Origin of the sequence: Longitalea luteola, assembly GCF_017356035.1 — a bacterium.
In the GTDB taxonomy this organism is placed as follows: domain Bacteria; phylum Bacteroidota; class Bacteroidia; order Chitinophagales; family Chitinophagaceae; genus Niastella; species Niastella luteola.
The window spans coordinates 50,496-74,707 of sequence record NZ_JAFIQX010000017.1; the positions used below are offsets into that span (position 1 = coordinate 50,496).

A 24,212-nucleotide genomic window follows, 5' to 3' on the forward strand; every position below is an offset into this window, starting at 1 on the left:
TGGTTTTGTTTGATTAAATGACTGACCTGAATTATCTTAGATGTAGTTAAACCATTAAATACTTATCCAGTGAAGCATCCGAAATTATCAATTCTACTAATCTCATTTTCCATTGCCGCTTCTGCATGTATTCTGACCGACGGCAAACCGGAAAACTACAGCGAAGAAGGCGTTTTTCACCTAAGAGCTTACATGGCCGACGGAAAAGATACTTTTGATTTCAGCAAGGCGTTACGTTTAATAGACTCTGGAATGTATTTGGTAAAGGGGAACAAGATCAGGCGAAAGGCTTACCATTCAAGGGAACAACGCATTGATAGCAATAACGGGAAAGCGCTGAACACAACGATCGAAAAGATCGAAAACGAGTACCTGATTGATTTTGATAATGGTTTAATATTCTCTTACAGCCCCGATCCACCGGTAATCAGTGAACGGCCAATAACTGCGCTTAACTTTGACTTTCTATATGGTCCGCGCGCACAACATGTCACCAAATTAAGGGTTTTAAATATCGACACTATTAATATAAGCCGTTTCAATGGAAACCCTGTTTATCGTGGAACAGCTTTCATGCCTGAGACAAACGATACCGCAGTATTCCTGGCAACTTCACACCCGCTTCCTTTAAGATCTCCCATAAATAACTGGATCCCCGGCTTCAAACATGACATCCTCTCACTTGCGATGAAGTTCAAAAAAAACGTGGAAACGGGCGATGTCATCTGGTTTGTTTTGGAGATCTATGACATTACCAGCCGTAAAGTCGATCCGGTAGAATTCATTGTGGATTCCAGCAAAATCATCCGCAGTTAGCTTAGCTTTTTTATTCATTAAATCAATACATGTATGAATCAACGTTCATTCCTGCTAGGCATGCTATGCCTTGGCCTTGCCTTATCATCATGCAAAAAAGAGGGTACTAATGCTTCAAAGGACCTGCCTCCTCAAAACACCCGTGAAGTTGTCTGGAAAGAAATTGCGCAAATTTCAGCAGTATCAAAATTCTCAAAGATTGACACATTAAGAGTCAACCAAAGCATCGACAAAGGGGAACTTACTGTTGCCAAATTGCGTCAAACATTTGGTACGCTTACGGACGGGACACCAATACAGGAGAGTGAATATATGGATTATACAAATGATTATAGCCCATCAGGTGTGGGGTGTAACCAACATTTAACATTCATTTTCTGGAATTTAAGATCCAGGGGATATCCGTCTGTTTACAACATCAGTTGGACCAGTGGGAGTACCAGTGGGTTGCATAATTTAACTTACGACGGTTACGATCCGATTGCCACTTACACGTTTTCAAGCACCGGTGTCACTAATCACTGCACAGGTGCTGAGGGTTGGGCGAACCTGGATGAGAATATTTTCGGATTCCATAGGAATTGGAAGGTCGAAACAAAGGTAAGCGCCCAAGGTTCGGGTGTATGGTATGCAACCATAAAATTGACGAGAATAGGAATTTGACGAAAAAGGTCGGTAGGCTCAACCACTAAAAATATATAGCTCGCCCTCGCGGGCTATATATTTTTTTTGGCATGTATACGACCCGTTAAATGACACAATTTTCCCGTAATCGTTGATTTGGTTACAACAACCATAGAATTGGCTACGTCCATGCTTTGTGTTCTTTTCAACTTTGTAGTGCAAACAATTAATAACATAAAGCATAAAAAAAATGAGCACAAAAAAAGTATGGTTCGTAACCGGCGCATCAAAAGGATTGGGTTTAACCCTGGTAAAAAGATTATTGAAAGAAGGGTTCAACGTAGCGGCCACTTCCAGAACAGTTAAAAGTCTAAAAAGCGAAGTTGGCAACGCTTCCAATTTTCTTCCGCTGGAAGCAGATGTAGTAAATGAAACAAGTATCAAAAATGCCATTGCCAAAACCGTGGAAACTTTCGATGGCATAGATGTAGTGGTGAACAATGCAGGCTATGGACAATTAGGCACTTTGGAGGAATTGAGCGACAAGGAAGCCCGCCGGAATTTTGATGCCAATGTGTTTGGCCCGCTGAATGTGATCAGAAGCGTAATGCCGCATTTCAGGGCTAAAAATTCGGGTTATATCATTAATATTTCTTCCATTGCAGGATTTCTTGGAGGATTTCCGGGCTGGGGCATTTACAATGCCACCAAATTTGCTGTAGCTGGTTTTACCGAGGCGTTATCAGCAGAAGCCAGATCTTTGGGCATCCATGCAACCGTTGTTTACCCCGGCTATTTCAAAACCAACTTCTTATTAAAAGGCTCCCTTCACTTTGCTGAAAACCCGATCGCAGACTACAAAGAAGCCAGGGAACTGGATAGAGCGCATATAGAAGATATTCCGGGCAACCAGCCGGGCGATCCTGAAAAAGCAGCCCTTGCGTTGGTTCAATTAGCTGGCATGGAAAATCCGCCGCTGCATTTCTTTATGGGAAGTGATGCTTACGGAATGGCCAATAATAAAATTGAGCTGCTGCAAAAAGAACTGAGCACGAATGAGGCATTGAGCAGATCAACAGATTTCTAATAAACCCGGCGAAAAGAGATAGAACAGCTGTTGTTTCTATCTCTTTTCCTAAATTTGAAAGAATTATGAAAAACAAGCATGTACATACGTTCAACAGCATCAGTTCATTTCACAGCATGAGCGGATTGCCAAAACCCGAACACCCCCTGGTAAGTCTGGTGGATTATGGCCTGGTTGATTATCAAACCCAGGAAAAAGAGATCAGCTGGGTGCAGGATTTTTATTCCATCGGGTTGAAGCGGAATATCCAGGGAAAATTCCGGTATGGGCAACAGCAATATGATTTTGATGAAGGGTTGATGTCGTTTGTTGCCCCGGGACAGTTAGTGCATCTTGCCGTAGAAAAACCCAAAATTAAACCTACCGGTTTTCTATTGCTCATTCACCCTGACTTTATCTGGAACACACCTTTGGCAAAGAATATCAGGCAATATGAGTTCTTCGGGTATTCAGTAAATGAAGCGCTGTTCATGTCGGAAAAAGAAGAAGCTGTTATTACAGACATTATGCTAAACATTCAGCGGGAATACCATTCAAATATCGACAGGTTTAGTCACAACATCATCATTGCGCAAATAGAACTGTTGCTTAATTATTGTGAACGTTTTTATCAACGTCAATTTATCACCCGCAAGAAGAGCAGTCACCAGATCCTGGAACGATTGGAGAAGATACTCGATGATTGTTTTAATAATGATAATTTGATAAACAATGGCCTGCCTACCGCCCAATACATTGCAGGATTGTTGAATATATCACCCAACTACCTGGGTAGTTTACTGAAATCACTGACAGGGCAACACACGCAACAGCACATACACAACAAGCTGATTGAAAAAGCCAAGGAAAAATTATCGACCACTGATCTGTCAGTGAGCGAGATCGCTTATGAACTCGGCTTCGAACATCCGCAATCATTCAGTAAACTGTTCAAAACAAAAACGAATCTTTCGCCTTTGGAATTCAGAGCTTCTTTTAACTAAGAATAAGACTGTATAAACATATCCGTTTCCCTCAAAAGTAGTCACAACGCACCCTCCGCCTTACGTGCAGTTTCAGCAAAGAAGCCGGTGTTTTGTAACTGAAATAGCTTCTGTGTGTTCCTTTGAATTTTTAATGTTATTTTTGTAACTATGTCAATAACAAAAGAAGCTGAATTAACAGGGATGCAGAAAGCGGGTGAGGCGGTTGCTTATACCCTGAAAGAAATGAGGGCCTATGCCCAACCGGGGATGAGTACAAAGGCGCTGGACCAGTTCGGTGCTGAAATACTGGCCGGATTTGGGGCGAAATCAGCGCCATATTTAACCTACGGATTTCCCGGCTATACATGCATAAGTGTAAACAATGAATTCTGCCATGGAATTCCCTCCGATAAAAGGATCTTACAGGAAGGTGATCTGATCAATATCGATGTTTCAGCTGAACTGAATGGCTTCTGGGCCGATAACGGCGGGTCGTTTGTGCTTGGTAATGACATTCATCAGCATCAAAGATTGGTGGATGCGTCCCGGGAAATATTGCACAAAGCAATCGATAATATCAGGGGAGGCGTGAAAATAGCTGATATTGGCTACCTGATGGAAACGGAAGCTAAAAAGAAGGGCTTTAAAGTAATAAAGAATCTCGGCGGGCATGGGGTAGGCCGCAGTTTACACGAAGAGCCGGGTGATCTGCTGAACTATAAGAACCGGTATGATCTGCGGCGTTTCAAAAAGAATTCGGTGGTAGCTATTGAAACATTTATTGCTACCGCTTCAACGTACGCTACAGAGCTTAGTGACGGATGGACGATGGTTGGCGATAAAGGCGGCTATATGGCGCAGCATGAACATACCATTGTAGTAACTGACGGCAAACCGGTTATTTTAACCGCAATGAATGGAATATTAAATTAGCAGCTGTTGTTCAGCAGCAAAAGCGGCCGGCTCCAGAATGAGCCGGCCGTTTTCGTTTAGATGCAGATACCACCTGTGCAACCGGGATAATAAAAGACAAATCGCTCATCACGCTGACAGTGATGCAGCTGCGATGGGAATATTTTATAAAATTCCAAACCGGCGCGCCATTGGCTTTTTTATCAAATCCCTGTTTTTATGTATCTTAGCTCAAATTAATTCCTTCAGGAATTAAGGCGTACGATGTACGCGTCTCATCGGTTTCATGTACCATCAAGCCCCCCCTTTTTCATTCAGGTTAAGCACTTTTTTGTAGTTATTTATCTGCGTAATTGAATGCATGTGACAACGCTATCAGTTGGTATTTCTACCAGCCTGACAAGCTGTTGCTGAAACAATTACCTGATAAATACACTCATCTACTTATGAAAAGGACAATCAGCTTCGCACTTGCATTTTTAATTTTACAGATCAAAGGAATTGCCCAGGTTTCATTTACGCCAGGAAATATCGTTGTATACCGGGTAGGCACAGGTCCTGCAACCCTGGGCAATGCTTCAGCGGCCGTTTTCCTCGATGAATATACCACCGCCGGCACACTGGTTCAATCTATTGCCATGCCCGTAACGACCAGTGGCTCCAACAAGGCCCTAACGGCAACAGGCAGGGGTGATACCGAGGGTATACTTACTTTATCTGCAGACGGCCAGTATCTTGTTTTTACCGGCTATAATGCGCCGGTAGGCACCGGCGGTATTGGCGGAACATCCAGTACCTCGCGACCAAGGACCATCGGCCTGGTCAAATATGATGGTACCATCAACACTTCTACAGCGCTCACCGATCTTTCTTCCGCCAATGCGGTCAGGTGTGCGGTTTCTACAAACGGTACAGATCTGTGGGCTGTTGGCGCCGGAAGTTTCGGAACTACCGGGGGCGTTCGGTACGCAACAGTGGGCGCATCAACCTCCACGCAAATTACCGATCCAACTGAAAGTACCGGTTTTCTCAGGTGTCTGGCCATCATAGGAGGACAGTTATATGTATCCGGCAACAGCAATACGCCCCGGATAGGTACAGTGGGTACCGGATTACCAAAAACGGCAGACCAGACAATTACTAATTTACCGGACTTCCCGGACACGATAATGCCCGGACAGTTTGCGCTGCTCGATATGAATGCAGGGGTTCCGGGACCCGATGTCCTTTATTACACGAATGACAATACCGGTATTGAAAAATATTCTCTCGTGTCGGGAAGCTGGGTGCTGAATGGTAATGTTGGCGCCAGTGTGGACGATTACAGGGCATTTACTGCAATATTGTCTGGAAATACCGTTACGTTATATGCAACCAGGAGGGGAGCGAATAATACTACGATCAAGGGAGGGCAGCTGGTGCGCCTTACAGATGCAAGCGGCTATAATGGTGTTTTTTCGGCTACTCCCGTTGCACTGGCTAATGCCATTACCAACCAAACCGCTTTCAGAGGTGTTGCGCCTGCGCCTGTCCTGAATGTATTACCTGTTAAACTATTAGGTTTCACCGCAGGTAAAGTAAACAATGATGTACGATTGAACTGGTCGGCCACAGAAGCTGTGCGGTTCAGTCACTTTGAAGTAGAGCGCTCCATGGACGGAATGACATTTTCTGCTATTGGAAAAGTCGAATGGCAGCTCTCAGCGATTGGTAATGCCACCTTCAATTTTACAGATCCCGGGATTTTACAGGCTGCACCCAATAACATGCTTTACTATCGTCTAAGAATGGTTGATGCCGATGGTAAGGTTGACTATTCAAAGATCGTTCGGGTGGCAACTGATCACAACCCGCTCAGCTTAATTAATGTATATCCAACGCCATTCGTTAATGAAATATTCGTTAAGACAGCAATGATAACAACGGGTAAAGTGGATCTGTCGCTTGCAGATCTTTCGGGGCGGGTACTAACATCAAAAAATACTTTTGTGCCATCAGGTGAGAATGTCATTTCCGTTCCGCTGCCGGCTGAATTGCCAAAAGGGATCTATTTGCTGCGCGTAAGGATAAATGACCAGGTAACCACGGTAAAACTTTTTAAGTAAGCGGCGTAATGAATAAATAAGTCTGCCACACGAAGCCGTGTGGCAGACTTAAGTTTAAATTGTTATGGTGCTTTCAAATCTGCAATTTCATTAAAATCCTGCTGCGCATTGTCCTCGCCTGTCATCAAAGCAAAAGAAACAACATTGGAGATGGCAGAAGTAATATCATCTACTTTTGGTTTTCCGGCATACGGTCCCGAAGCATAAATATCACTTGGGTCAACACATGCGCCACACAGGTCGCCGCCCTGGTCGGGACATGAAGCTGTTCCGCCAGATAACACATATTTCGCTGGATCATATTCTTCACCCGGCGTACCGGTAAAATTAAACCAGGTACAGGTGAACATGGCCCTGTTTTTCTCTTCTGCCTTACGGAATGCAAATGATGTTGTAATTGCAAGCACAAAAACCATAGCGGAAATACCAATTTTGAAGCGTTTCATAGTTTTAAATGAATTTTTGATTATTAAAGAAGCCTGCATTATTGGGCGCAGGCAGTACCCTTTTTTTGTTGCAACAAAAATATTTTGATAACCGTGCATCATGTCAAACAGTCCCGGCGACATCGGCCGATCATTTCCTGTATGACCTGAGCATTATGAAAATGGCTCTTATTGTTATAGCTATAAAAAAGTAGTTAAATAGCAGGTGCTGGGTCCACGACATCAGTGAAATGACCCCACCGCAAACACAAGGGAGATTGTGAGAATAGGCATTCAGGATATAAATTATGTAAGCAGTAAATAAAGTAAGTAAAAGCAGTGAAACATAATAACCGGCTATTTTCGTTTTATTGAAAAGCAACAATAAACAGGCTGCTATTTCACTTGCCGGTATCATCCAGGCAAGCACATGGAGATATGGGCGTAATACAGGCGATTTAGACATGGCTTCCTTGAATGAGGACACATCAACCAATTTAAAGCTCTCCCAGGAAAACGGGACGGTATAGGAAAACAGATTTAATTTACTTACAGCCGTATATGCAAATAGAAAAATAAGAAAGTAGTTGATCTTTATGTTCCTGGTTATCCAGTTATAGACGGTTAAAAGTGGACTGCCGGATGCTGGTTTACCAATGTTCTTTAACCAGTGTAGATATGTCATAACAAGGGTTTAATGGTTCTGTACAAGGTTAACTAACACAATACTGTAGCTGAATGTGTTGCTATTGTATTTCATGATAAAGGTAGCATCATATCAATTCAAAAAATAATATAGCAAACGTTATCTTATTACACTGCTCACTAATCCCAATGAATGCGTACATGTAAGTGTGTAGGATGAAGGGAAGATCCTTCAGCTTTCGCAAATTCGATGAGTTATAGCACATAGAAAATGACGCAGGTTCGGTCACTGGCATTAAAGTTAAAAGACTGAGCTCAGGCTGTGTTTCAACAGCCGCCGATTGCGACGCATCCGATTGCTCACAAACAGCGGCAAGATCAGCAACGACAGCTTCAATACAAAACAAAGTGGAGGCCATACCTGGCAATGATATTCCCCGACAGGTACAAACTACCATTAAAGTGTTTCCCAACCCATTTAACGACCATGTAAGATTTGTAGTAACCGCTCCAGGCGGCGGGAAGGGAAGCCTGGAACTGTTCAATTCATTGGGGCAAAAGATAAAGACTGTTTTTCAGGGGCGTTTACAGCCCGGCGTCAATATGTTCCAGGTGATCCTGCCATCAGGTAAGTCTGCCCAGCTGATCTATGTGCTTCGAATAGGCGCTAAACAGGTAACGGGTAAATTAGTGCAGTTAAATCAATAAATTAATTAAACGAAAATAAGGCCTCCGTACAAAAACCTGATAAAGATCAGGGTTTCTATAACGTTTCGTTGAAAAGCCATACGGCGACATCGGTTATACTGTACATTTCTGCTCATTAAAAAAAAACGACCTGACGGGTCGTTTTTTTTAATAACACCCTGGTTTATTTGTTATAAAAACAATTAGTGCAAAATTGATCAATGACAATCTTTTGGGCTAAGCAGTCAAAACTTTTTGGGAAAAGTGAAAAAATAACTAATTTAAATCAATTATTACCCTTCTAAAGAATAGCCCCTGATATCTTAATGAAATTACCGGAAGTACCTTTTCTGTGTTAATCCCATAAGCAATATTGTAACTGTAATTATTCAGATATAATTACAAGAACTGTTTTTACTAAAACCAGGTAAAGAACAGCTATGTATACTAACAGAGATCATTGACCGTACCTTCACAATGCTTCCCTGAAATAAAATAAAAAATTATGCAATTGGTAGATCGTCCCGAAGGTAAAGTGTTTAACGTGCCAGTCCCCAGCCATAAGACAACGGTCGTTAATGACATCAGCACGCATTATAAGAAAGCCTCCTCCCTTGAATTGATAACGGGCGCCGCAGTGATCGATCTGTTACAAAAACCGGAATTTCAAAGAAGCTGGGATACGCTGGTTGAGTCCTGTACCTGGTCAACCGTATTCCAGGGAAGGCCTTACATCACTGCCTGGTACCAGGTATACTGCAACAGACATCTGCCGGTGATGGTTATAGCCACGACGAATGGACAACTTACAGGTGCGCTGCCGATGGTGTTGTTAGATAGCCAGACAAGTGACCGCACGAAAAAAGGAAACAGGATAACAGGCGCAGGGCATTACGATGCAGAATACCAGTGCTGGCTGGCGATGCCTTCCTGTACGGAAACTTTTATAAAGGATGCGCTATCGTTGCTTTTGAAACAATTTCCGGGAAACCCCATCTCATTCAGGTACCTGCCCCCGGGCACACCTCTTCATTGGTTACAAAATGATAGAAAATGGCGCCGGTATGGCATCTTGCAGTCCTACACCCGGCCTTTGATCAATTTGAGCCGGCCAGACGCCGCAAAGTTATTAAAGAGCAGACAGTTCCGCAACAAGTTGAACCGCTTGAAACGAGTCGGCGAAGTGCAGCTGGAGGTTGTCACGTCCATCGAGCGCTTTAGAAACGTCCTGGATGAGTTGGCCGTGTTGTATGACTTCCGGTTTACCGCATTATTTAATAAACACCATTTCAGGGATGACCCGGCAAAGAAAGAATTATTGCAGGAGTTGTTTCGTTTACAATTATTACATGCAACCCTGTTTAAAGTGAACGGAAAAATATTCGCAGGGGTAGTGGCCGTACAAGGGAAAGAGTGGGTATACCTCTCCGGCTTCAGTTGTCATTCGCCGTTTAAAGCCAGGGCATATTCCCCGGGACTTTTACACTTCTCCTTCCTGGCAAAGAAGTTACAGGAAGAAAAAATGCAATTTTTTGATCTAACCCCCGGTTATGATTCTTACAAAGAAAAACTGGCTAACCAACATGATGAAGTGCACGAACTGTTCGTCAGTAATGAGCTCCTGTACCAATGTAAAAAGCGCTTCAGGAAATGGATGCATATTCGCCTGCTTGCCGCGGGAATAAGGCCTATGACTGCAGAAGTTAACCTCAAGAAATATTTTTACCGGCTTCAGAACACCAGCTTAACAGCGGGAATTAAAAAAATAGCAAAAGCCTTTCAAAAGAAAGCGCCTGAAAAGCGGTATGAAATACCGGCAGCGCTTTCTATGTCGGGTAATAAAATAGCATTGCAAAAAGACAATCTCAACGACTTGCTGCAATTCAAAGCTGAAAAAGGCGCCGGCATCACAGAATGGGATTTTCTGGCCGATGCCATGTATCGCTTTGAGACCGGAGAACATTGTTTTACCACGGTGGAAAACGGGCGCCTGCTGCATTGTGCCTGGTTCAGTGCTCCTGATGCAGAAGAAAAAAAAGATGCCATAAATTTCAACGAGGTCCGGCTAATAAAACTGTATTGTCAAGGCGCTGGTAAAGCTCAGTTGTCCGTGTTCTTGTACAGTGTAATTGATGCGGTTGTCGCAGCAAAGAATGGAAATTATATAAGCTCCGCTAATCCCTTATTTTGCCAGGTGCTGGAAGGTATCGGATGTAGTCAGGTCAACTGATAACCAGGGGCGTCGATATTTCATCCATGATCGAATAATATATGTCTAACGCTTAAGCTGCGTGTAACAAAAAAAACATCGCTATAATCCGTCATTTCGCAATACGGCTCTGCTCCCGCAGAACGGAAATTTATTCTCATCCGCGTCTCTTGCTTATTTATTAAATTTATACAGCAAGGTTTCGATTAGCAGGTTCTAATCGATTGGAAATCTTTTAAAAAAGACGAAGCCTTCATCCCTCGTTATGAAAAAGAATACAAAACTATTTCTGGTCGCATTTTTTTCGGGTTTAGGTATGGCGAACGCGCAGCTGGAAAAAGGCACTGCCATGTGGGGCGGCAATCTTATCGGAGGTTATGTTCAAACGGACAATGCGGGTGAGCTCAGTATATTTTTATCTCCTAAAATGGCTTATTTCATCCGGAATGGCCTGGCTGTAGGTGCTTATGCCAACCTGGGCATGGCCCGCTCGTACCAGGTAGCTATTGAATGGACCTATCAGGGAGGTATCCTTGGCCGTTACTATTTTGGTAGCAGCAACGTTGGGAATTTATCAGGAAATGGCCGCTTGTTCGTGGAGGGCACTGTTGGGTACGGCGGAACTACCATTGCGGAAATCACTTCCTCAGGCGTTAATGCAGGCATTGGCCCCGGCTTCGCCTATTTTATCAGAGAGTATGCAGCCATAGAAGGCATTATAAAATATGATGCATTCTTCAGGTCCAATAATGAAACTGCCATCAACGAGATCAGGTTTGGTTTGGGTTTTCAGCTTTACCTGTTTCCACGCAGGGAAAAGCGGATGCGTTAATGAACTTATTTGATCCAACCACCAAAATTTACCGGTATGAAAAGCGGATACCTGTTTTTAGCAATCCTGAATGTACTCCTGTTGTTTTTCAGTGCATCGTGCAAAAAGAAAGACGCCGTCATAAACGGCTCACTTGATCAATCGCCCCGCGTGGTAAAAGAGGGACTGCAATTTCCGTGGGAAATTATCTGGGGCCCCGACAATCGTATCTGGATTACCGAAAGGACCGGAAGAATATCCCGCATCGATCCTGACAATGGAAATACAGACTTCTCTTTTGTGATCGATGAAGTACAGGCAATGGGCGAGGGCGGTTTGCTTGGAATGGCGCTGCATCCGTCATTCGCCAGCAATGGCTTCCTCTATGTAGTATATAATTATGAAAGTAATACCGGGTACAGGGAAAAACTGGTGCGATACACTTATACAAACAATTCACTTGCCGATCCGGTTGTTATTTTGGATGGCATACCGGCTGCCGGCCTTCATAACGGTTCCAGGTTATGGATAACAAATGAAGCTGCTCCCAAGATCTTCATGACTACCGGCGAAGCTGGCGATCAGGCGGCCGCGCAAAAAACGAATTCGCTTGGCGGAAAAGTGCTCCGCCTCAATATAGATGGAAGTATTCCCGCCGATAATCCATTTCCCAATGATCCGGTATGGAGTTATGGGCACCGCAATCCTCAGGGACTGGTGATGTTTAATAATATGCTGTACGCTTCTGAGCACGGACCCGGTGTAGAAGACGAACTGAATATTATTGAAAAGGGACGTAACTACGGTTGGCCGGTGGTGTTGGGTCCCTGTGATGTGGATGAAGGCCGGTTTTGTAAAGAAGCAAATGTAAAGACACCTATATGGAGCAGTGGGCGAGGAACGATTGCTGCTTCCGGCCTCGACTACTACTCCAACGATCTTATACCGGAATGGAAAAACTCCTTGCTGCTCGCCACCCTGAAAGATGAAACGTTGTGGCAGTTGAAACTGGATGCCTCGGGACAAAAAGTGACCAATGTTGCGGTTTATTTACGGGGAAGCTTCGGAAGGCTGCGCGATATATGTATTTCGCCGCAGGGAAAAGTATATATATGTACCTCCAATGGAAGCAATGATATGATAATTGAAATTAACGGTTGAAGGCAAAGCCTATAAAATAAATAGCGAAGATCACAACAAAAAAGCGCTTGCTTTGTTTGAATGAATAGCTCCTATGAAGTTCAAAAAGCACGCATTCCCGACAGGGGCAATTATTACCCAAAAATTACACAGGTTCAATACCGGAATAAGTGTTTGTTTTCTTGTCAATGAACCGGAATGTATTAGATGATGGCTGTGACGAGGCCAGGATTGATCTAATGGTGGTATGGTTTTTTTACATTTATTAGTATCTTATTTGGACTTCTTACAATTAATTCAACCCTGTCAAGCCTTTTAGTCCACCAGATCTCCATTAAGAAAACTACATACATATTGTGACCAGGAAATTAGCCTGCTGGCTATTTACACGCATATTATAACACATAAAAGTTATGATCAGTATTGATATTATCTGTTTTTGTCATCTCAGATGGAACTTCGTATTTCAACGACCGCAGCACCTATTGAGCCGGTTTGCGAGGAATCGCCGCGTGATCTTTATTGAAGAGCCGGTTTTTGATACAACCAGCAATCATATGGAAGTTACCACGCACGATACCAATAATGTTTGGATCGTGGTGCCCCATTTAAAAGCCGGGATGAAAGAAGCTGCCATTTTGGAAGCGCAGCGGATGCTGTTGGATCGTTTGTTGGTGTCTATGCAAATAAAAAAGTATTTGTTATGGTATTATTCGCCGCTTGCCTTCAGGTGGAGTGATCACCTGGACGCGGAACTGGTTGTGTACGATTGTATGGACGAGCTTTCCGCTTTCAAATTTGCGTCCCCACAATTGGTGCAACAGGAGCAACAGCTAATGAAGAGAGCTGACCTGGTATTTACAGGTGGTCAATCTCTTTACGAAGCAAAAAAACATTTGCATAACAATATATACCTGTTCCCCAGCAGTATTGATAAAAATCATTTCAACATTGCCCGTTCCGAATTGCAGGAACCAACAGACCAGGCAACCATTCCGCACCCACGAATTGGCTATTATGGAGTGCTGGATGAGCGGCTGGATACCGCTTTGTTGCAGGATCTGGCAGTATTACGGCCCGACTGGCATTTCATCCTGGTTGGTCCGGTTGTGAAGATCGACGCAGCGGATCTTCCGCGCGCAGATAATATACATTACCTGGGCAGCAAGCAATACCGGGAGCTCCCTTATTATCTCGCCGGCTGGGATATAGCTATGATGCCTTTTGCTTTGAATGAATCAACCAGGTTCATCAGTCCTACCAAAACACCGGAGTACCTGGCTGGTGGAAAACAGGTGATCTCCACTCCCATAAAAGATGTAATAACACCGTACGAAGAAAACGGATTGGTGTATATCGCCACTACGCCCGCCATATTTGTTGCCGCCGCGGAAGCTATATTAACGAGAACAGGATATAACGAATGGCTGGCAAAAGTAGATGCGTTTTTGTCGGGCATTTCCTGGGAAAAGACCTGGCATAAAATGGAAGAACTGATTACTAGTGCTATGGGAAATAAACAAGAAGAGAAATTTAAAGCGCACAATTATGTTTGATTATATAGTAGTAGGAGCAGGATTCGCAGGAGCGGTTATAGCTGAGCGGTTAGCATCCTGTAGTAATAAAAAGGTGCTGGTTGTGGAAAGCAGGCATCATATTGGCGGGAATACGTATGACTATTATAACGATGAAGGCATACTGGTGCATAAGTACGGGCCGCATATTTTTCATACCAATTCCAGGGAAGTATATGATTATCTGAGCCAGTTCACCGCCTGGCGGCCTTATGAACATCGCGTACTGGCCAGTGTAGATGGCATGCTGGTGCCTATTCCCATAAATTTGAATACGATCAATCAATTGTATGGATTGCATTTATCTTCCCTCGAAGTGGACAGTTTTCTGGCTTCCAAAGCGGAAAAAAAAGACCGCATTGTAACGTCAGAGGACGTAGTTATAAATAAAGTAGGGAGGGAACTGTACGAAAAATTCTTTAAGCAATACACGAGGAAACAATGGGGGCTCGATCCTTCCGAACTGGATGCATCGGTAGCAGCCCGCATTCCTACCCGCAATAATTGTGATAACCGGTATTTTACCGATACGTATCAGGCCATGCCCCTGCATGGCTATACCCGGCTGTTTGAAAAAATGTTATCGCATCCGAATATAAAAGTGATGCTGGGCACCGATTACAGGGAAATAGAAGGCATAATTCCCTATAAGAAAATGATCTATACAGGACCGGTAGATTATTTCTTTGATTACTGTTATGGTAAGCTGCCATACCGCTCTATCGAATTCAGGTTTGAAACAATAGAAGCGGAACGGTATCAACCTACAGGTACCGTTAATTATCCTAACGAGCATCCGTATACCCGCGTAACGGAGTTTAAATATCTTACCGGCCAGAAACATCCGAAAACGGCTGTTGTATTTGAATATCCCCAGGCCGAAGGGGATCCCTATTACCCGGTACCCCGCCCCGAAAATGCAGAATTGTACAGGAAGTACCAATTGCTGGCCAATGACCTGCCGAACGTTTACTTCACGGGAAGGCTGGCTACTTATAAATACTACAATATGGATCAGGTAATAGCGCAATCCCTGACGCTATACAAGAAAATAAACTCCACTACAAAAAATGAACGACCTATTAATGGACAAAAATTACCCACGTACGAACCCTGAAATATGGGGCGGTATTGAATGCACCATTAACCGGATAGGAAATACATTTCGTGATCAATTGGATCATTGCGGGCATTATACAAGGGCCGGAGATGTTGAACGTATAGCAGATCTGGGCATTCGTGCATTGAGATATCCTGTTTTGTGGGAACGGCATCAGCCTGTGAAAGATCAGGTGATCGACTGGACATGGACAGCGCAGCAATTGCAGGCGATCTGTAAAAATAACATGACTCCCATTGTTGGACTTGTACATCATGGTAGCGGTCCGGCGCATACGAACTTATTCAGTGACTGTTTCGCCAGTGGACTGGCCGCCTATGCCGAACAGGTGGCGCGGCGTTTTCCCTGGCTGGAATATTTTACCCCGGTGAATGAACCGCTAACTACTGCGCGGTTCAGTGGATTGTATGGTTACTGGTATCCGCACTACAAAGATGCTTATAGTTCTATTGTTATGTTATTGAACCAGGTGAAGGCAATCGTGCTGGCCATGCAGGCTATCAGGCGCATTAACCCTGCTGCCAAACTTGTACAAACAGAGGATCTAACGAAGATCCATAGCACCAGCTTGTTAAGCTATCAGGCCGATTTTGAGAATGAACGCCGATGGTTAACCTATGATCTTTTATGCGGAAGGGTGACAAGGCAACACCCGTTATGGGATTACTTATTATACCTCGGTATAAAAGAATCGCAACTAAACTTTTTCTCTGAGTATACCTGTGTTCCGGAGATCATGGGTTTTAATTATTACGTCACTTCGGAACGGTACCTCGATGAGGACCTGGAAGCTTATCCCGTGCATACACATGGCGGAAACGGGATACATGCCTACGCCGACGTGGAAGCAGTTCGGGTGAAGAACCCTGCCGGGGTAAAAAGGTTATTACACGAAGCCTGGCACCGGTTCCGGCTGCCATTGGCTATAACTGAAGCCCATTTGCATTGTGATGAAGTAGAGCAGGGGCGATGGTTTAAAGAGATCTGGGACGCCTGTTGCATGGCAAGGCAGGAAGGTGTGGATGTAAGAGCTGTAACGGCCTGGGCCTTATTGGGCGCCTATGACTGGTGCAGCCTGTTAACAAAAGAAGAACTGGTGTACGAATGTGGGGTATTCGACATCAGTCATACCGGTTTACGCCCCACTTTAACTGCCGGCCTGATCGCTTCGCTGGCGAACCACGGATATTGCGATCACCCGTTGCTGCATCAAAAAGGTTGGTGGCATCATAATAGCAGGTTGATAAGAGTGGCTGAATCCTTTGATGAACTTATTTAATAAAATGATATGTCAGGATATAAATTCATGTTTGCAACCGGTATTGAGAATAGTTATCCCACAATACGCCTTCCGGACGGAAAGATCAAACGGGTAGATGAAATGGCAAAAACCGGTCATTATGCGCATTGGGAAACTGATTTCGGTCTGCTTAAAGAGTTGGGAATAGAGTTTTTACGCTATGGCCCGCCGTACTTTAGTACACATACTGCTCCCGGACAATTTGACTGGGCGTTTACAGACGCCACCTTCAATAAACTAAAGATCATGGGCATTACGCCTATTGTTGATCTGTGCCATTTTGGGGTGCCCGACTGGCTGGGCAATTTTCAAAACCCGGAATTCCCTTTTTTCTTTGCAGAATATGCCAGGGCTTTTGCACTCAGGTTTCCCGACCTGCAGCTGTATACACCCATCAATGAAATATTTATTGCCGCCATGTTCTCAGGGCAATATGGCTGGTGGAATGAATGCATGCAATCTGATTATGCATTTGTAACGGCTTTGAAACACTTATGCAAAGCCAATGTGCTTGCCATGCATGCTATATTACAGGTACAGCCGGATGCTACCTTTATTCAAAGCGAGTCATCAGAATATTTTCATGCGAATGATCCTGCTGCGGCCCCGCTGGCCCGCTTTCTTAACCAGAAAAGGTTTTTGTCGCTCGACCTCACGTATGGCTACCCTTTGAACGTGGCAATGTATGAATTCCTGTTGCAGAACGGCATGACGAAGAAAGAATATAACTGGTTTATAGAAAACCAGGTAAAAGCCCGTTGTGTAATGGGCAACGACTATTATGTGACCAACGAACACCTGGTGCATCCGGATGGCAGCACCCAGGCCGCCGGTGAAATTTTTGGTTATTATGTAATTACGCAGCAGTATTACCGCAGGTATAAACTGCCCATCATGCATACCGAAACCAACATCAAAATGCCGGCCTGCCGGGAATGGTTGATAAAACAGTGGGCGAATGTACACCGGTTGAAACACGATGGCGTTCCAGTAATAGGATTTACATGGTATAGTCTATTGCATCAGGTTGACTGGGACTCTGCGCTGCGCAATGATGCGGGCAACATTAATGAGCTGGGCTTGTATGACCTGAACAGAAAGATCATGCCTGTAGGCGAAGCCTACAGGAAATTAATTGAACAATGGAAGGACATTATTTCTGAAGAAAGCTTTGGATTGATCTTTCACCACTGGTGATGGTTGTAAACAATTATCTCGTAAACAGCGTATTCTTTTGTATTATGTCTGCGGTGAATAAATTAAAAAGCTCATGAACAGTCACCTGCTGGCGGTCATTTGCAGCTATTTCTTTTCTGGGCTGTTCCGTAAAAGCCCAGGTTTCATCACTGGTGATGAAATTTCGTTTTTCTTCAGTCGATGCCTTTTTCAGGCGTTCTGGTAATTTTATATAGATCATGCATTACTTATGTAAAAATCAGGCCAGCCTCTTCCGCTTTGCCTTTCTGCTTCAGGACGTTGCCAATAAGTAATATACGCTACAATTGTCGTATTGTCAAAAAACATACTATCAATATCAAAAAGCCTGTTCACAAAACAGGCTTTTTGATGCGCACTTATTTATACTTTTTTAGTTTTCTTTTTCACTACCGATGCTTTTTTAGGGTTCACCAGGTTCTGTTTGAATTCAGTCAAAGCATCTGCCAGCTCCTGTAATTCAGGGTCAAGGCCCGGGGCGAACTCTTCTGGCCGTTCCGGCGCCAATGGAATGGCGAAGCCTTCTCTCGGTTCCTTAAGTGTAACAAGGTCAGTTCCATCGTTCATGGGCGCAGTGCCGCTGAAGATCTTTTCCATCTCCGAACCATCCAGCCGGAAGGTGTATTGTTCACGATGAATGCCTGCATCGAGCAAGCGTTTTACTTCAGGAAACTTAGTTGAATCGAATTTGGGAACAGGCAGGGCTTTATTCCAGTCAACGCCCAGGGTTTCCAATGCTTTGGCAAATGCAGCCTGGTGTGCTTCATCTCTTACAATAAGGAATGATACGGTTGCACGAAGCGTTTTGTTGCTCGACATTTCATAAATGCGGCATTTTTGTAAACGGCCTGTGGCTTCGAGCACAAGGTTGTCCATTAAATTCAATACCAGGTTGCCATGATCATGCACCCAGGAACCGCTCCAGGGATTACCGGCTGCATCAACCGGTAGCGAGCCCTGTGCGCCCACAATAAAATGATGGGGATTTTGTTGCTCCTTGGCCATATCCATAACCGGCTTTCCGCCCTTTCCCGGTGTTTCAAACTTGTTGCCTTTGTAGCCTGGGGCACCATCCAGTAATTGTGAAATGGTCTTAGAGATCAATTCAACATGGCTGATCTCTTCAATGCCCACACTTTGGATAAGGTCGCGATAAGGTGCAGCATCACCACGAAAGTTGAAACTTTGAAACAGGTATTGCATCATGGTGCGCATTTCTCCGAATTGTCCGCCGAGCCCTTCCTGCAGCGCATTGGCGGCAGATGGATCCGGTTCATCCTGAACAATCGGATTGATAAGTGATTGTACGTGGTAAAACATAGCTTTTGTTTACAGGAAAGAATAGTAAATGTTATGCCATCGGGTATAGGAGATGGTGTGGCAAGTAAATTGATGCAAATGTTGAAACATCTGTGTGATATGGCTCGAAATAATCAATCGTTGGAAAGGGTGCGTCACGACCTGCAGCTGGAAGAAAACCTTGAGCAGCATAAAAAAGGATGGATGATCCAGAAGATTGGTTGGGCTATCCTGTATATAGGTTTAATACTTGCTGTGGCCGGTATTTTTGGTACCGGACCGGTAAGTTATAAAACCCAGGTACAAAACGGAAACACTATAGAATATGAACGATTTCTACGGTATGAAGCAGAAACAGACATGACGTTCAGACTAAAAGATGTAACAGACAGCATTACCCTTGAAATTCCACAACAATATTTACAATACGTCGATGTGCAATCCATTACGCCCTTACCAGACAGGAACAGGACCATTAACGGAGTAACTACCTATTTTTTCCATGCCGGAGGAACAGCCGATATACACTGTCTTCTTATGGCCAAAAAGCCTGGCAGTATAACGACCACTATAAAAGTGAATGCAACGCCTTTTACAATCGCTCACCAAATTTATCCATGATGAATCCGGTAATCAGAGGTTTGATCATCTATTTGTTCCTGATGCTTGTCTTCAGGCTGAGCGGTAAGCGCACACTGGCGCAAACCACTCCTTTTGAATTGGTACTGCTGCTTATTATAAGTGAAGTGACACAGCAGGCACTGGTGGGAGAAGATTATTCCATCACCACCTCGCTTATTCTTATTACCACCCTCATTGGTGTTGACCTGCTCGTGTCTATGATAAAACAACGATGGAAAGGGTTTGAAGAGGTGACCGAAGGCTCGCCGCTTATTGTAGCGGCTGATGGTAAACTATTGCAGAACCGGGCCGGCAAGTCAAGGGTAAGTGAAGAAGACGTTCTTGAAGCTGCCCGCAATTTGCACGGCCTTGAACGGATGGACCAGATAAAATATGCGGTATTGGAACTGGATGGCAGCATTTCCATTATTCCCAAGGAGTCTGCCGCCTGAAATGCTTAGAACTGACTTATGAGGAGAATTATCATCATGGTATTGGTGCTTTATAGTTGTGTCTTTCGTTTGTATAGCCAGGAAAAAGAAATGAATACCGACCGGCCCGACCAAACCGAAGAAACGCACCTGGTAAATAAAAGACAGGTGCAGGTAGAGACAGGTTTGTTATACAATGATTTCGACACAGGGCGTAGCGCGATCATCACCCGTACGCTTATCCGTTATGGGATCAGCAGCAAGTGGGAGCTGGGGGTGCTGGTAGAGCAGGGGAGAGAACGGGACAGATATATGAAGGAGACCGTTCAAAGTACCTATCCGCTGGCTGTTCGCTTTAAAGCGGCTGTGTTGGAAGACCACAAATGGTTGCCGGATATTACTGTTATCGGCTATCTGCAGCTCCCTTACACGGCTGTTTACACGAATGGAGGATGGCGGAGGTCTGCATCGCTATTAGCCGCCTTTTTACATGAAGTGGGTGATGACTGGAAAATTGAATACAATGCCGGTTTTCAGCAGGAAGCTTTTGGCCCCGATATGACCTGGCTGGTGAATGGCTCCATTCATTACAAACCCGCAGAAAGATTAGAGATGTTTGCCGGCTATTTCTCCCAGTTCGAATCGCAGGAAGATCCTATTCATAACCTGGATGCGGGCATACAATATAAGATCAGAGACAACCTGCAGATCGACCTCGCCGCAGGCTCTTCCATCCTGCATGACAACCCCAACCGGTTTTTGACCATCGGCTTGTCAATAGCTATTCCCAAATAGCCGCGTGAGGATCTACTTTATCAGTAAAATCGTTTGTTATTGCCGAACCCGGGCGTATATGCCGGGGCATAAAAGGGAGAATAATTATAGTAATTGCTCCTGCTTACGCCAATACTCCCGGAAATGGAGAACGTTTTGTCGTCATTGATGTACATCAGTCCGAGGTAGGCCGCAGGATTCACACTGAAATTGTTGCCGTTCATAAAACCAGGCTGTTTATTAACGACAGGTTGATAAAATGCACCATTGAAATTGATAAAGGAAGGCGTCGCAGAAACGCCGGCGAAGGCATAGACGTTATTGTTTAACTGACGGTTAATTTGTAAACCTGCCGGGGCCGACAAAAAGCTGGCGCTTCCTCCATTGAACACAACAAGACCTGTGGAAATGCCCGCATACTTCGTAAAAAACCATTTCTTTTGAATGTGGTTAGTGTCGCCCAACTGGTGAAAATGCCTGAAGGCAGGGCCGCCATTCATAGCGCCAAAGGATAAAGGCATCTGTGCCTTTACCGTCACAGCAGATACCAGCATCGCAGCAAATAGGATTGTCCGTATCATCTCCATAAAGATAAGGTTCCTTTTTCAATATCTCAATTCAGTGGCGGGGCGGACGCCGGGAAATATGATCTTTTTGCAAATTTGTACGTCTGGATGGTCGTTATTACGCGGGTCCTATTCAGTCCTGAGGCTTTTTATGGGATTCGCTAATGCGGTTTTAATAGCCTGCAGACTGATCGTTAGTGCTGCACTAAACAATACTGCTATACCTGCAACCGGAAATATCCACCAGCTGAAGGCCGTGCGATAGGCGAAATCCTGAAGCCAGCGGTTCATAAAGTACCAGCCAATGGGAGATGCAATTAAAACGGCCAGCAGTACAAGGTAAACAAAATCTTTTGCCAGCAGGGCGGTTACACTCGAAACGCTTGCACCCAGCACTTTTCTGATCCCTATTTCGCGGGTCTTTAATTGTGCCGTATACATCATCAAGCCAAAGAGTCCCAGGCAGGAAATAAAAATGGCAATAAACGCAAACACTTTGAACAGGGTGCTTATACGTTGATCTGCAGCATACATTTTATCATAGGCGTCATCCAGGAAGTTGTATTCAAAAGGAAATTCCGGATTGTATTTTTGCCAGAGCCTTTTCACGGCTGCAATGGCTTCTGTGGTATGGCCCTGGGTGGCTCTCACATGCAATTGGCCCACCCATTCCGGTTTCCAAAACAGGGCACAGGGGCCTATTTTTTGATGCATATCCTTGAAATGAAAATCTTGTACAATACCGGCAATAGTACCCTTTGTCTGATAAAAGGTAAATGGCTTGCCAACAGGATCTTTCAAGCCCATTTCCCGGATGGCCGTTTCATTTAAGATAAAACAGGCTGAGTCGGCCAGAGTTCCGCTAAAACCTTTTCCCGCTACCAACCTGAGATGCATAACAGATACAAAATCTCTTTCAACTGGAAGTGATGTTATTAATAGTGTTCTACCCGGATCTTTTCCAGGCCAGTCATTTTTTGTTGTGTTGGAGGCAACATTTAAAACGTTTTGTCCAGCCCCCGTAATACCGGAAATGGAAGGCTCGCTCAACAATTCATTTTTTACGGCTTCATATTTTCCCCGCATATTTTTAAGTTCAATACGAAAGACGTTTTCCTTGTTTAAGCCCAGATTCTTTGCCCCGATATAGTTTAATTGCTTCCCTATGATGATGGTGCTAATGATAAAAATGACTGAAAAACAAAATTGACTAACGACCAGAACCTTCCGCATGAAATGGTTTCCGCGACTAATTGAGAATTTTCCTTTAATGGCTTGCAGTGGACGGAAAGATGAAAGAAGCAAAGCCGGATAAATTGATGATGCCGCCAGTGTAATGGCCAGTGTCACCCCCAGTACTTTTGAGACAGCCGGATCAAATAAGTTAAAGGCAAGCTGTTTTCCGGTCAATTGATTGAATAATGGGAATACCAGTTGTATCAGCAATATGGAAACACCTGTTGCCAGTAAGAAGACCACGATCGTTTCACTTATAAACTGGAAAAAAAGTTGGCGTTTCGCAGCGCCGATGATCTTGCGTACGCCAATCTCCCGGGCTCTCTGTGCAGCTTTCGCTGTAGTAAGATTTATATAATTGATAGAAGCGATCAACAGAATTATAAATGCCACTACTGTAAATATTCTTACCATTGTGATTAAGCCGGGGCTTCCATCGGTGTTATACAAATGAATGTCTGCAAGCGGCTGAAGTCTGTAGTTCAATGTTTTTGTAATATCGTCAGATACGTTCTCTTTTTGAAGTTGTGTTAGTTGGGCAGCTACCTCCGTGGCAGATGTTCCGTGATGTAAGCGGACATACATTTCATAATCATAATTGTTCCAGTCTCCGTCTACGCCATTCCTGCTGTCTGCCGGATTTCCGAAATATTCGTTAATGATGTCCAGGGGAAGAAAAAAATCAAAGTTCGTTTGGGAGTTATGCAACATTTTCACCACACCCGTTACTGTGTAACTTTCCTTTACGTCTTGCCTTGTTATAATTTTTCCCAAAGGATCTTCATTGCCAAAATATTTTTTTGCGAAGGGCTCGGTCAGCACAATTGACCGGGTGTTCTCGAAAGGTCTGCCACGGTTCCCTACAATAAAAGAAAAATCAAGCATATCAAACAGGGCAGGATCGATAAACGCAGAGCGCTTTTCAGAAAAAGTTTTGCCCTTGTGGTGCAAGACCATCTGATTCCAGTTCGCGATAATACGCCCCACTTTTTCAATACCCGGCACCTGTTTGGAAACATACGCAAGGGCTGAAGGAACTGTTGAGAAATGTTTTTTATCACCGCCGGAGATAAAACCCGGGATCGCCCTGTAAACATTTTTTGCATCCCTGGTTGACTGGTTATAGCTTTTTTCATCTTCGCACCAGAGCAGGATCAGGATGCCTGCAGTAAGACCTATCGCCAATCCAAAAACGGAGATAAACGAATAAAATGCACTATTCCGGATATTGCGGAAAGCTATTTTCAGAAAGTTTTTGATCATTACAACAAGGTTTCAACGGCAAAGTGAATAAATACTATGCCATTTCCGTAAATAATTATTGCCCAACGGGTTATATTTAGGATTTAGAAGACCACCGCAACAAAAGCGGACAGAACAGTTCGTTTATGATACAGCCCGGCAAGGCCGGCAATGGCAACCAAGTTTAAAAAAAAATGATAAAAATTTTATAACTTATTGATTTGAAACCTTAATTTTGCTGCCCCGATCACAAAGGGAGTTTAGCTGAGTTGGTTTAGAGCATCCCGACTTACAGTCGGGAGAGTCGACGGTTCAAGAGTAGGTAAGTTTTTTAAAATAATGGGAGTTTAGCTCAGTTGGTTTAGAGCATCCCGACTTACAGTCGGGAGAGTCGACGGTTCAAGAGTA

Annotated in this window: 23 protein-coding genes; 17 read left to right on the forward strand and 6 right to left on the reverse strand. The window is 44.1% G+C overall.

The genetic code is table 11. The features are described from left to right. The first annotated feature begins 69 nt into the window (after positions 1-69). The 6 genes from JUB15_RS27180 to JUB15_RS27205 all read left to right on the forward strand — a co-directional run bounded on the left by JUB15_RS27180 (position 70) and on the right by JUB15_RS27205 (position 6,509). A complete protein-coding gene (locus tag JUB15_RS27180) occupies positions 70-816 on the forward strand; it encodes a hypothetical protein (protein ID WP_207515819.1) in 747 nt (248 codons plus the stop codon). Between the two features lie 33 nt (positions 817-849). Next, complete coding sequence (locus JUB15_RS27185) at positions 850-1,479, forward strand: hypothetical protein (protein ID WP_207515820.1); 630 nt, start codon at positions 850-852, stop codon at positions 1,477-1,479. 211 nt (positions 1,480-1,690) lie between these two features. Then, positions 1,691-2,527 carry an SDR family NAD(P)-dependent oxidoreductase gene (locus JUB15_RS27190; protein WP_207515821.1) on the forward strand — a complete coding sequence of 279 codons (837 nt, stop codon included), beginning with the start codon at positions 1,691-1,693 and terminating at the stop codon, positions 2,525-2,527. Between the two features lie 65 nt (positions 2,528-2,592). Further along, positions 2,593-3,510, forward strand: a complete 918-nt coding sequence (locus JUB15_RS27195) for a helix-turn-helix domain-containing protein (RefSeq protein WP_207515822.1) — start codon at positions 2,593-2,595, stop codon at positions 3,508-3,510. Positions 3,511-3,660: 150 nt separating this feature from the next. After that, on the forward strand, positions 3,661-4,425 hold the full coding sequence (gene map, locus JUB15_RS27200; protein ID WP_207515823.1) for a type I methionyl aminopeptidase: 765 nt from the start codon (positions 3,661-3,663) through the stop codon (positions 4,423-4,425). Positions 4,426-4,850: 425 nt separating this feature from the next. Continuing rightward, a complete protein-coding gene (locus JUB15_RS27205; RefSeq protein WP_207515824.1) occupies positions 4,851-6,509 on the forward strand; it encodes a T9SS type A sorting domain-containing protein in 1,659 nt (552 codons plus the stop codon). A gap of 62 nt (positions 6,510-6,571) precedes the next feature. Here JUB15_RS27205 and JUB15_RS27210 read toward each other — a convergent pair whose 3' ends face one another. Both JUB15_RS27210 and JUB15_RS27215 read right to left on the reverse strand, forming a co-directional pair. Beyond that, positions 6,572-7,078: a DUF6520 family protein gene (locus tag JUB15_RS27210; RefSeq protein WP_207515825.1), complete on the reverse strand. Its 507-nt coding sequence runs from the start codon at positions 7,076-7,078 to the stop codon at positions 6,572-6,574. 7 nt (positions 7,079-7,085) lie between these two features. Beyond that, positions 7,086-7,619, reverse strand: coding sequence for a MauE/DoxX family redox-associated membrane protein (locus JUB15_RS27215; protein ID WP_207515826.1), 534 nt, complete (start codon positions 7,617-7,619; stop codon positions 7,086-7,088). A gap of 368 nt (positions 7,620-7,987) precedes the next feature. Between JUB15_RS27215 and JUB15_RS27220 the strand changes: the two genes are divergently transcribed. The 8 genes from JUB15_RS27220 (at position 7,988) to JUB15_RS27255 (ending at position 17,617) form a co-directional block, all read left to right on the forward strand. Beyond that, complete coding sequence (locus tag JUB15_RS27220) at positions 7,988-8,287, forward strand: T9SS type A sorting domain-containing protein (protein WP_207515827.1); 300 nt, start codon at positions 7,988-7,990, stop codon at positions 8,285-8,287. A 484-nt stretch (positions 8,288-8,771) separates the two neighbouring features. After that, positions 8,772-10,496 (forward strand): GNAT family N-acetyltransferase, encoded by a 1,725-nt coding sequence (locus tag JUB15_RS27225; protein WP_207515828.1) that lies wholly within the window; start codon positions 8,772-8,774, stop codon positions 10,494-10,496. A gap of 244 nt (positions 10,497-10,740) precedes the next feature. Next, positions 10,741-11,307: a hypothetical protein gene (locus tag JUB15_RS27230; protein WP_207515829.1), complete on the forward strand. Its 567-nt coding sequence runs from the start codon at positions 10,741-10,743 to the stop codon at positions 11,305-11,307. Positions 11,308-11,343: 36 nt separating this feature from the next. Next, the gene (locus JUB15_RS27235; RefSeq protein WP_207515830.1) at positions 11,344-12,447 is read left to right on the forward strand and encodes a PQQ-dependent sugar dehydrogenase; all 1,104 of its coding nucleotides are present in this window, start codon (positions 11,344-11,346) and stop codon (positions 12,445-12,447) included. Positions 12,448-12,839: 392 nt separating this feature from the next. Then, complete coding sequence (locus JUB15_RS27240; protein WP_242696537.1) at positions 12,840-13,982, forward strand: glycosyltransferase family 1 protein; 1,143 nt, start codon at positions 12,840-12,842, stop codon at positions 13,980-13,982. Continuing rightward, positions 13,975-15,117, forward strand: a complete 1,143-nt coding sequence (gene glf / locus JUB15_RS27245) for a UDP-galactopyranose mutase (RefSeq protein WP_207515831.1) — start codon at positions 13,975-13,977, stop codon at positions 15,115-15,117. Before JUB15_RS27240 ends, glf begins: the two co-directional genes overlap by 8 nt. Further along, positions 15,071-16,399 carry a family 1 glycosylhydrolase gene (locus JUB15_RS27250; RefSeq protein ID WP_242696538.1) on the forward strand — a complete coding sequence of 443 codons (1,329 nt, stop codon included), beginning with the start codon at positions 15,071-15,073 and terminating at the stop codon, positions 16,397-16,399. Before glf ends, JUB15_RS27250 begins: the two co-directional genes overlap by 47 nt. A 9-nt stretch (positions 16,400-16,408) precedes the next feature. Continuing rightward, positions 16,409-17,617 carry a family 1 glycosylhydrolase gene (locus JUB15_RS27255; protein ID WP_242696539.1) on the forward strand — a complete coding sequence of 403 codons (1,209 nt, stop codon included), beginning with the start codon at positions 16,409-16,411 and terminating at the stop codon, positions 17,615-17,617. A gap of 13 nt (positions 17,618-17,630) precedes the next feature. On the opposite strand, the gene JUB15_RS27260 is transcribed toward JUB15_RS27255, so the two are convergent. Both JUB15_RS27260 and JUB15_RS27265 read right to left on the reverse strand, forming a co-directional pair. After that, a complete protein-coding gene (locus tag JUB15_RS27260; RefSeq protein ID WP_207515832.1) occupies positions 17,631-17,837 on the reverse strand; it encodes a hypothetical protein in 207 nt (68 codons plus the stop codon). A gap of 161 nt (positions 17,838-17,998) precedes the next feature. Further along, positions 17,999-18,955, reverse strand: coding sequence for a manganese catalase family protein (locus JUB15_RS27265; protein WP_207515833.1), 957 nt, complete (start codon positions 18,953-18,955; stop codon positions 17,999-18,001). Positions 18,956-19,054: 99 nt separating this feature from the next. Between JUB15_RS27265 and JUB15_RS27270 the strand changes: the two genes are divergently transcribed. Genes JUB15_RS27270 through JUB15_RS27280 form a run of 3 tightly spaced genes read left to right on the forward strand, consistent with a single transcriptional unit; the run spans position 19,055 to position 20,781 of the window. Then, on the forward strand, positions 19,055-19,555 hold the full coding sequence (locus JUB15_RS27270) for a hypothetical protein (protein ID WP_207515834.1): 501 nt from the start codon (positions 19,055-19,057) through the stop codon (positions 19,553-19,555). Beyond that, positions 19,552-20,007, forward strand: coding sequence for a DUF421 domain-containing protein (locus JUB15_RS27275; RefSeq protein WP_207515835.1), 456 nt, complete (start codon positions 19,552-19,554; stop codon positions 20,005-20,007). Before JUB15_RS27270 ends, JUB15_RS27275 begins: the two co-directional genes overlap by 4 nt. Before the next feature lie 18 nt (positions 20,008-20,025). After that, complete coding sequence (locus JUB15_RS27280; protein ID WP_207515836.1) at positions 20,026-20,781, forward strand: transporter; 756 nt, start codon at positions 20,026-20,028, stop codon at positions 20,779-20,781. Between the two features lie 20 nt (positions 20,782-20,801). Here JUB15_RS27280 and JUB15_RS27285 read toward each other — a convergent pair whose 3' ends face one another. Then, the gene (locus JUB15_RS27285) at positions 20,802-21,341 is read right to left on the reverse strand and encodes a hypothetical protein (RefSeq protein ID WP_207515837.1); all 540 of its coding nucleotides are present in this window, start codon (positions 21,339-21,341) and stop codon (positions 20,802-20,804) included. Positions 21,342-21,455: 114 nt separating this feature from the next. After that, the gene (locus JUB15_RS27290; RefSeq protein WP_207515838.1) at positions 21,456-23,825 is read right to left on the reverse strand and encodes an ABC transporter permease; all 2,370 of its coding nucleotides are present in this window, start codon (positions 23,823-23,825) and stop codon (positions 21,456-21,458) included. Positions 23,826-24,212: the final 387 nt, after the last annotated feature.

Bases quoted from the DNA above. Each gene is read 5' to 3' on its own strand.
- JUB15_RS27240 (WP_242696537.1), top strand. From the start codon at position 12,840: ATGATCAGTATTGATATTATCTGTTTTTGTCATCTCAGATGGAACTTC.
- JUB15_RS27210 (WP_207515825.1), bottom strand. From the start codon at position 7,078: ATGTCGCCGGGACTGTTTGACATGATGCACGGTTATCAAAATATTTTT.
- JUB15_RS27190 (WP_207515821.1), top strand. From the start codon at position 1,691: ATGAGCACAAAAAAAGTATGGTTCGTAACCGGCGCATCAAAAGGATTG.
- JUB15_RS27225 (WP_207515828.1), top strand. From the start codon at position 8,772: ATGCAATTGGTAGATCGTCCCGAAGGTAAAGTGTTTAACGTGCCAGTC.
- JUB15_RS27195 (WP_207515822.1), top strand. From the start codon at position 2,593: ATGAAAAACAAGCATGTACATACGTTCAACAGCATCAGTTCATTTCAC.
- glf (WP_207515831.1), top strand. From the start codon at position 13,975: ATGTTTGATTATATAGTAGTAGGAGCAGGATTCGCAGGAGCGGTTATA.
- JUB15_RS27205 (WP_207515824.1), top strand. From the start codon at position 4,851: ATGAAAAGGACAATCAGCTTCGCACTTGCATTTTTAATTTTACAGATC.
- map (WP_207515823.1), top strand. From the start codon at position 3,661: ATGTCAATAACAAAAGAAGCTGAATTAACAGGGATGCAGAAAGCGGGT.
- JUB15_RS27215 (WP_207515826.1), bottom strand. From the start codon at position 7,619: ATGACATATCTACACTGGTTAAAGAACATTGGTAAACCAGCATCCGGC.
- JUB15_RS27250 (WP_242696538.1), top strand. From the start codon at position 15,071: ATGAACGACCTATTAATGGACAAAAATTACCCACGTACGAACCCTGAA.
- JUB15_RS27260 (WP_207515832.1), bottom strand. From the start codon at position 17,837: ATGATCTATATAAAATTACCAGAACGCCTGAAAAAGGCATCGACTGAA.
- JUB15_RS27265 (WP_207515833.1), bottom strand. From the start codon at position 18,955: ATGTTTTACCACGTACAATCACTTATCAATCCGATTGTTCAGGATGAA.
- JUB15_RS27235 (WP_207515830.1), top strand. From the start codon at position 11,344: ATGAAAAGCGGATACCTGTTTTTAGCAATCCTGAATGTACTCCTGTTG.
- JUB15_RS27290 (WP_207515838.1), bottom strand. From the start codon at position 23,825: ATGATCAAAAACTTTCTGAAAATAGCTTTCCGCAATATCCGGAATAGT.
- JUB15_RS27285 (WP_207515837.1), bottom strand. From the start codon at position 21,341: ATGATACGGACAATCCTATTTGCTGCGATGCTGGTATCTGCTGTGACG.
- JUB15_RS27230 (WP_207515829.1), top strand. From the start codon at position 10,741: ATGAAAAAGAATACAAAACTATTTCTGGTCGCATTTTTTTCGGGTTTA.
- JUB15_RS27275 (WP_207515835.1), top strand. From the start codon at position 19,552: ATGATGAATCCGGTAATCAGAGGTTTGATCATCTATTTGTTCCTGATG.
- JUB15_RS27185 (WP_207515820.1), top strand. From the start codon at position 850: ATGAATCAACGTTCATTCCTGCTAGGCATGCTATGCCTTGGCCTTGCC.
- JUB15_RS27255 (WP_242696539.1), top strand. From the start codon at position 16,409: ATGTCAGGATATAAATTCATGTTTGCAACCGGTATTGAGAATAGTTAT.
- JUB15_RS27270 (WP_207515834.1), top strand. From the start codon at position 19,055: ATGGCTCGAAATAATCAATCGTTGGAAAGGGTGCGTCACGACCTGCAG.
- JUB15_RS27280 (WP_207515836.1), top strand. From the start codon at position 20,026: ATGAGGAGAATTATCATCATGGTATTGGTGCTTTATAGTTGTGTCTTT.